Genomic DNA, 6,698 nt, shown 5'->3' on the forward strand with positions numbered 1-6,698 from the left:
ACCCGCGGCCGCGGCCGGACACACCAGCCATGTTCCGGACAGAATGGAACCGCTTCGACACCCCAGGGCTGACGATTTATGGTGCCGAGAAGCGGGTCACTGCCTTCGTGGAGTCGCTGGCCTACAAGGCGCCGTCGGCCAATGATTTCGCTGGCCTGCATGAGGAGGCAAAGTTCCTGGGCGTGGAGTTGCACGTCCTGCTTCAGGAACTGCGCGACGCCGGCGTGCCCGTGGAGGGTGTCGATGCGGACTGGCGGTCCGAGCGCGCCATGTACGAATTACAGTACGGGACAGCGACCTGGGTGGACCTGGCCAACATGGATACGCTCATGGCTATCCGGGCGTCCGGCATCTCAGGTGCACCGAAAATGACCATCTCTGACCTCACCGGCGATGACCGGGAGGTGACCACGCGCATTGCCAGCTGGATCCGCGACCAGAAGCTCGACACCGGCGGGTCAACTCAGGGCTTGCGTTACCCGTCAAAGTTCGGCGTTTCCGAGGGCAATCACTGCTGGGCGGTGTTCATGGACAAGCCCAATACTGGCTGCAGTCCTATCAAGAAAAACTTCGCGGCTGACGACCCGGATCTGCTGCACGCCATCAGGATCACAGGCGTGTCAGTTCCCTGAAAAAAATCTTCTGACTAGGCGTTTCTTTTGAGCCGATAACCTAGATTATGTCAGGTAGTGGTTTCGGGAGGGGTGAGAACCCCTCCTATTCGGTGCTCTTCGCCCAACTTGATCGAACGCCGCCGTGGGTTCGTCGGCTATAGGCAGGGCGCGCTACTTCGCGTCTGGAAGCCCCTCCAACGCGTAAGCCAACACAAGTCGGGTAGTGGAACATCAGTCGGCGAGCAATTGACTGCGGTCGCGGAGAGCTTCGTTCATTGCGATGAAATCCGGGCGCGTATTGTTATCCAGCCAATCTGAGAGAAATGGAACCGCAACTCCGCGGAAGTACTCCGACTGAACCAGACGCGTGCCGCCATCGGCAATTGGTTCGAGCTCGAAGACGTGCTCGCCATCGAACAGGCCGGTGACCAGGAGGCTACCCTCCCATCGGAGATGCTCGTTCGGTCGCACCTCCCGCACTACTGGTTCAAAGGTCAGTGCATCCTCGGTTGCGTCAGTCGAAAACTTGAGGCTGCGGCCGGCCTCCAGCTCACCAGTCATACCCACCATCGAGGGGTTCCACTCCGGGTAGGCGCCGAAGTCGGTCAGCACACTCCACACCACCCGGGGCGATGCATCGATCTCAACGGAGGTCTCGATGACGAAAGGATTAGCACGCTGCCACAAAATGGCACCCAAAAGCACTACAAGCAGCACACCAAGTACCACGAATAGTCGTGTACGTCGTTGACCACGATCCGGAACTGCTGGGCTCCCTGATGTCGCTGCTGTCATGCCGAGAGGCTACAAGCCATATATGAACACGTCATGACTTAACCCCATACCGTTTCCGCGGAAGTCTCCTCATTGCCGTTCACAATGCTTACCGCCGGTAATCCACGTTATGTCAGGCAGCGGTTCGAAGAGAAGCGCAATCCCCTCCTACTCAGCGCTCTCCGATGCAATCTGGTCGAAGGCGGCGGTGAGTTCGTCGGCTGCCGGCAGAGCGCGTTGTTCCGCGGCTGGCAGGTTCTCGTACGTGTATGTGGACACGGCCATCGGTGACTCGGAGCGGCCGAGAGCGTAGCGGACGGTGTGGTCGTTCTTGCTGCTGCAGATCAGGATCCTGACGGTGTCGTTGTGGGTTGCGCGGCGGAGCTTGTCGTCGACCAGGGCGACGTAGAACTTCAGCTTCCCGGCGTATTCTGGCTGGAACTTCCCGGTCTTGAGTTCGATGACGACGTAGCGCAACTGCTCGACATGGAAGAACAGCAGGTCAATGTAGAAGTCGTCGCCCTCGACCTAGAGGTGTACCTGCCGGCCGACGAACGCGAACCCGGGACCCAGTTCCCGAAGGGTGTCGCAGATACGGTCCATGAGGGCTTGCTCCAGATTCCGCTCGGCCACCTCGCCGCAAAGCTCATGGAACTCGAAGGCATACGGATCCTTCGCTACCTGCTGGGCTGGCTCGGAATCAGCGGCTGCCAGCTGGCGGCTGAAGTTCGACGGCGCAGCCCCGGTGCGCTCCATCGACTTGTTCATGATCATGTTCATCAGTACGTTCCTAGACCACCCGTATTCCACTGCCGCCGCGGCATACCAGTTGCGGGCGTCAGAGCCGAGGTTCTTGTCAAGGATCGCGCGGATGTGGCCCCATGGCAATCGCGCCACAGGTTGTGGCGCAATTGACTCCCCCGGCGACTGCCTGGCGAAGGTCGTCATGTACTGCAGGTTCCGTGGCGAAAGACCGGTCATGTCCGGGAACTCACCTCGAAGGTCGGATGCCAGGCGCGCGATGACCTTACTCCCCCATCCGTCCTGCTCCTGGCGCGCGAGGACGTCTCGACCGATGCCCCAGTACAGCTCGATCAGCTGCGTATTGACGGTCCGCTGGGCGGTGTGGCGGGCACTACGTACTCGATCTTTTAGCGCCTGCAGCGCCGAGCCGTATTCATCAGGCAGTGCGACGTCGGAGGCTGGGCTATCTGGCTGTCATCCTGGTCGCCCTTGGTGTCGGGCTCCTCATAAAGGAACAGCCTCCCCTATCCATCCTTGGTACCCCGCAACTACTTAGTAGCAGGACCGATAGTTGATCCTCTGCCGACTTAAGTTGACCAAGAGTAAACCCAAACGGTATGCCAATTCAAGGGTTTGAAAGGGCCTAAGTGGCCTCCTACATTGCATCTCCTACGGAGATTTGGTCGAACACTGCAGTGAGTCCAACAAGGGTAGGCCGAGCGCGCTGTTCCGCGGCGGTCATCGTGCCGAATAACAGGGACGCCGACGTCGCGCAGCGTTCCTAGCCCCTAGACCGTTCGACTTCATGTCGACGGCTTTGCCTCGAATGCCTTCGTAAACTTGTGGTGCAGCGAAACGAGTGATTGCTTTCCCCTGGCGGTGAGGCGTAACGAGTCGTGCCGCAGCAGTGCGTAAGCGACTTCCACCTTGCTGGGCGTCCGAACTCGGTTCTTCTTCGCCCAATCTTGGAACGTCTTAGCGATCGGCTCACCCTGTACGAGGTCGTCGACGCCGAATCTCAGCTTCTGACCCATGATGTCTAGGAATCCGTTGACGACCTTGAGATAGGCGGTGGGCTCGATGAGGTCTTCCACAGCGTGGCCTTCAGGAAGCGAGCAGGTTCGCTTCCGGTCGACACCGGCAGCCACGAGTAGATCTACATGGTCCGCTCCGCCTTGGTCTCCGTCGACGAGGTAGACAACCTTAGCTGCGACTTCTTCAACTCTGATGCCGGATCCATGCGCGTTGGCCAACCCCTGGGCTATCTGATAGTCGAGGTCGGAGAGGCCGGTCGCCTTACGAATGAGGGTGGGAAGGAGCACCATGTCCGATGCTCCCTCGGCCAGAACCGCCTGGCGGCACATTGAGAATGCAGCGGCGCTTGCGCCCATGGCGAAGAGGAGCGGAGAGAACCCTGGGCCCTCCCCCTCCCAAAAGTTGTTCCTGATGACGCTTGCGTTTGCGTGCTCCGGGTCGCGAACGACGACGCGGATGCCCGTTCCTAGATCGCTCGGGAGACAACCTGGCGAGTGCGTGGTGTAGAAGACCTGTGTGGCGTTGATGTTCTTCAGGAGCACTCCGACTAGGTCGGCTTGAGCGTCGTAGTGCAGGTGCGTCTCCGCCTCGTCGATGAGAAGGATGGGCGGTACCGAAAACTCACCGGCGGCCAAGAACGCGACAAGTGCAACGAAGGTTCGTAGCCCGTCGCTGCGTTCGCCGATGTTCGTTACGTCTCCGCCTTCGTAAAGTTCGCGGACCATAATCTCCAACAGTGTGCCGTCGACGTTGAGTCGGACAGTGATCCCCGACTGATTCCACGCCTGCGAAAACAGGTTCTGCAGTCGCTCGTTCCCACGCTCCAGGAGCGTCGCGCGGTTAGTGCTGTCACCGTTCTGTATGTGCGTCCACAGGACGTCGAGATCGACACCAGCGATGTGCAGCAATGAGTTGACCGCAGGCGGTATTGCTCGCTGCGGTGGGGTCAGTTCATAGGTCGACTCAATGGTTCGGTGCTCATCCTTGAAAAGAACGAACTGAGGCATCCGAAGACGCAGCACCTCCCAAATCTCGTCTGTCGGGTGGACGCGCCTCGCAAGGTTTCCGGCCGCCTCAAGCAACGCTACGAGTTTGGCGTCACGAGGCGTCTTGCGTCGGTCAGGGACAACAAGTAGCCAATCACGGAGCTCTGCCAGGGCCGTGAAGTCCGCACTGTCCCAACCACGATCGGGGTCTTTCAAAGCCGACGCAAGCGTGGATGCCCACTCAAAGGGGCCATCATCTTCTTCGTCATTCTTCAGTTCGAGGTCCGTGTCGGGTTTGATTGGCAGGGAAGCCATGGCCCTTTCCAGGCGAGCAAGCGCCAATGTAAACGGCATCCTAGGACGTTGCGGCCACGGCCTCAGCGTGTAAGAGCGCTCATCGTTGACTTTCCGAGCCAGAGAAATCGAAGTTGGCGGCGTCTCACATGGAATGTCAATAATCGCCTGCTTGTCCTCCTTACTCAGTTCAAAGAAGATACGCACAACTTCTGAGGTATCGCCCTGCGGTGGACGAGTTCGGTTCTTGTCCGTCACGCGTAAGGCACCGCCCGCGCTGAACCAGGCGAGTCCCGACAGGAGGGTGGTCTTGCCCGCCTCGTTGAAACCAACAAAGGCTGTGATGTCACCATCGATGTTCGTCGACGCGCTAGCCAGCCGCCGATACCCCTCAAATTCAATGCGCGAGCAGCGCATCAGTTGACCGCCGAAGAGAACGGGGGCTGGGAACTACCCTGAGGTAGACGTCGCTGGCTTGCTTGCGGATCAATCATGGTTCCGTCCTTTACTGGGCTTCCGATCATCCTGCCTTTGTTCAACAGCATCGCAGTGGATCCGACACGGTGTTAACATTTAGGCTACCGAGAGCAGCGTCGTCGTGCGCTCACTGCTCGTGGCGTGGTCGACGCCCGCCTCTGGCCTCCAGGTGGTCGAATTAGGAGTGCCAACGCAAAGCTAATCGAAGGCAAAAAAGTACTTTAGCGGCGCGCCGATCACCGAAAAGGCTCTGACTGGTCCTTCCAAAGCGCCGAGGTGGAGCTGCGGAAGCTACAGCGATCTACCTCTACTTCGATCTGCGGCTTCCGCGGCCTTACGGGCGGCGGATGCCGCTTCTTTTTGCGCAGACTTCGTTGTGGGCTTCTCAGAGGCGGCTTTTTTCCGCTGAACGGCTTCCTCGGCTTTCTTTCCCCACCCTGAGTTGCGGTTGGTGGAATGGGTGGCATCCTTGGTCTCATTCACGTGGGGCTGCTTCGTGTTCTGGTCCTGTGGGCCGCGGGCGGAATTACCGTCGATCTTGGGCGTCTGCGGCATTGCCGTATCTGCAGCAGCGGCCGCCGCCTGTGCGCGGTGCCTGGTGAGCACACGGGCGACCGCGGCCGACATATCGTCGCCCTGCTGCGGAGCTGATTCGGCCTGTAAGGCGTCCACGATGCGTGCCTCGCGCTGCTGCGGCGCCGGCAAGGTGTCGCTGGCTGCGGCGCGTTCTGCTCGCATCCGGTCGATGACGCGGCGGGCTGCTGCCTGCTCGGTCGTCATGCGGTCAGTAATCGCGGCCTCGTCCGTCCCCTGCTGGATCTGCGTGGCCGTCCGCGGTGCAACGGTAGTGAGCTCGCTGTGCTTGTGTAGGGCGGTGGCGCGTTCGATGAGGCGCTGCGCGGTCGGATCATCCCGGTACTGCTGGGGAATCAACGCAGTCTCATGGGTGCCGATGTTGTACCGGTTCCGGTATGCCTCGGTCTCGGCCGCGATGCGGTGCCACTCGGCTGCCTTCGCGTCCTTCCCGGGGACGGGCCCGAGCGCGTTCGTCCAGACTGGCTTCTCTTCCGCGAGCTGCGCGCCCCGGACCATGAGCCTCCGCCCGAGGTGCGCCCGCAGCCGGTCAAGCTCAGTCCGGTAGGAGACCGGCACCAACTCATTGCGCAAGAGCACAGACGGTGCGAGGTCATCGCTGACCGACGTGGCGGCCGCTGGCCGCATGCTCTCCGTGCTGGCCTGTGGCAGTGCGACGGAGCGGAGTTGCTGCTCGTTCCTGATGGCGTCGCCGATGGTGACCTGGTGTGCGGAGCGGGGATCCTCCCCGCGTGCGGTGCGCTCGATGGTGGCCTGCGTCGGGGAAAGATTTTGGCGGCGTTCCAGCTCGACGGTCATTGCCTGCACCGTCCACTGTGCCTTGTTTTGGGCATGACGGGTGGACGCGTCGACTGTCTGGGTCGGGTCGATGGCCTGCATCCGGGACAGGGCATCGGTGAGCTCGTCGGTGCGCATGAGTGCGAACGGGCGAGCCGCCCACTGCGTGTCCATCGGCCCTTCTCCGGGTGCCCGGCGCGGCAGCTCGGTTCCTGCTGCGTACTTCGTGGCTTGCTGTGCGAGGCGGGTCAGGTGCTCGTCAGGCACGGCGCCGAGGGGACGCTGGTCGGCGTTGGCGAGGAGGTTGTGGGCGGCGTCGATGCGCTGCTCGAGGCGGTAGGCGAGGACGGCTGCCGGGTCCTGTGCTCCGTCGAACCCGCGCAGGTGCCCGTCGTCGGCGTGC

General features: G+C 61.1%; 4 protein-coding genes and 1 pseudogene. 1 reads left to right on the plus strand and 4 read right to left on the minus strand.

All coding sequences use genetic code 11. The features are described 5' to 3' along the window. Nucleotides 1–29: 29 nt before the first annotated feature. Nucleotides 30–632 carry an RES family NAD+ phosphorylase gene (locus tag DDA93_RS14295; protein ID WP_165802649.1) on the plus strand — a complete coding sequence of 201 codons (603 nt, stop codon included), beginning with the start codon at nucleotides 30–32 and terminating at the stop codon, nucleotides 630–632. A 213-nt stretch (nucleotides 633–845) separates the two neighbouring features. On the opposite strand, the gene DDA93_RS14300 is transcribed toward DDA93_RS14295, so the two are convergent. The 4 genes and pseudogenes from DDA93_RS14300 to DDA93_RS16370 all read right to left on the minus strand — a co-directional run. Further along, entirely contained in the window at nucleotides 846–1,409 is a 564-nt protein-coding gene (locus tag DDA93_RS14300; protein ID WP_084442801.1) for an SRPBCC domain-containing protein, read from the minus strand. 147 nt (nucleotides 1,410–1,556) lie between these two features. Then, nucleotides 1,557–2,552, minus strand: a pseudogene (locus DDA93_RS14305) (PDDEXK nuclease domain-containing protein). A 383-nt stretch (nucleotides 2,553–2,935) separates the two neighbouring features. After that, nucleotides 2,936–4,864, minus strand: coding sequence for an AAA family ATPase (locus DDA93_RS14310; RefSeq protein WP_024475819.1), 1,929 nt, complete (start codon nucleotides 4,862–4,864; stop codon nucleotides 2,936–2,938). A 351-nt stretch (nucleotides 4,865–5,215) separates the two neighbouring features. Next, the coding region (locus DDA93_RS16370; RefSeq protein ID WP_165802650.1) for a hypothetical protein at nucleotides 5,216–6,698 on the minus strand (1,483 nt) is incomplete at its 5' end.

This window comes from Arthrobacter sp. Bz4 (genome assembly GCF_003075455.1).
Taxonomy (GTDB): domain Bacteria; phylum Actinomycetota; class Actinomycetes; order Actinomycetales; family Micrococcaceae; genus Arthrobacter_D.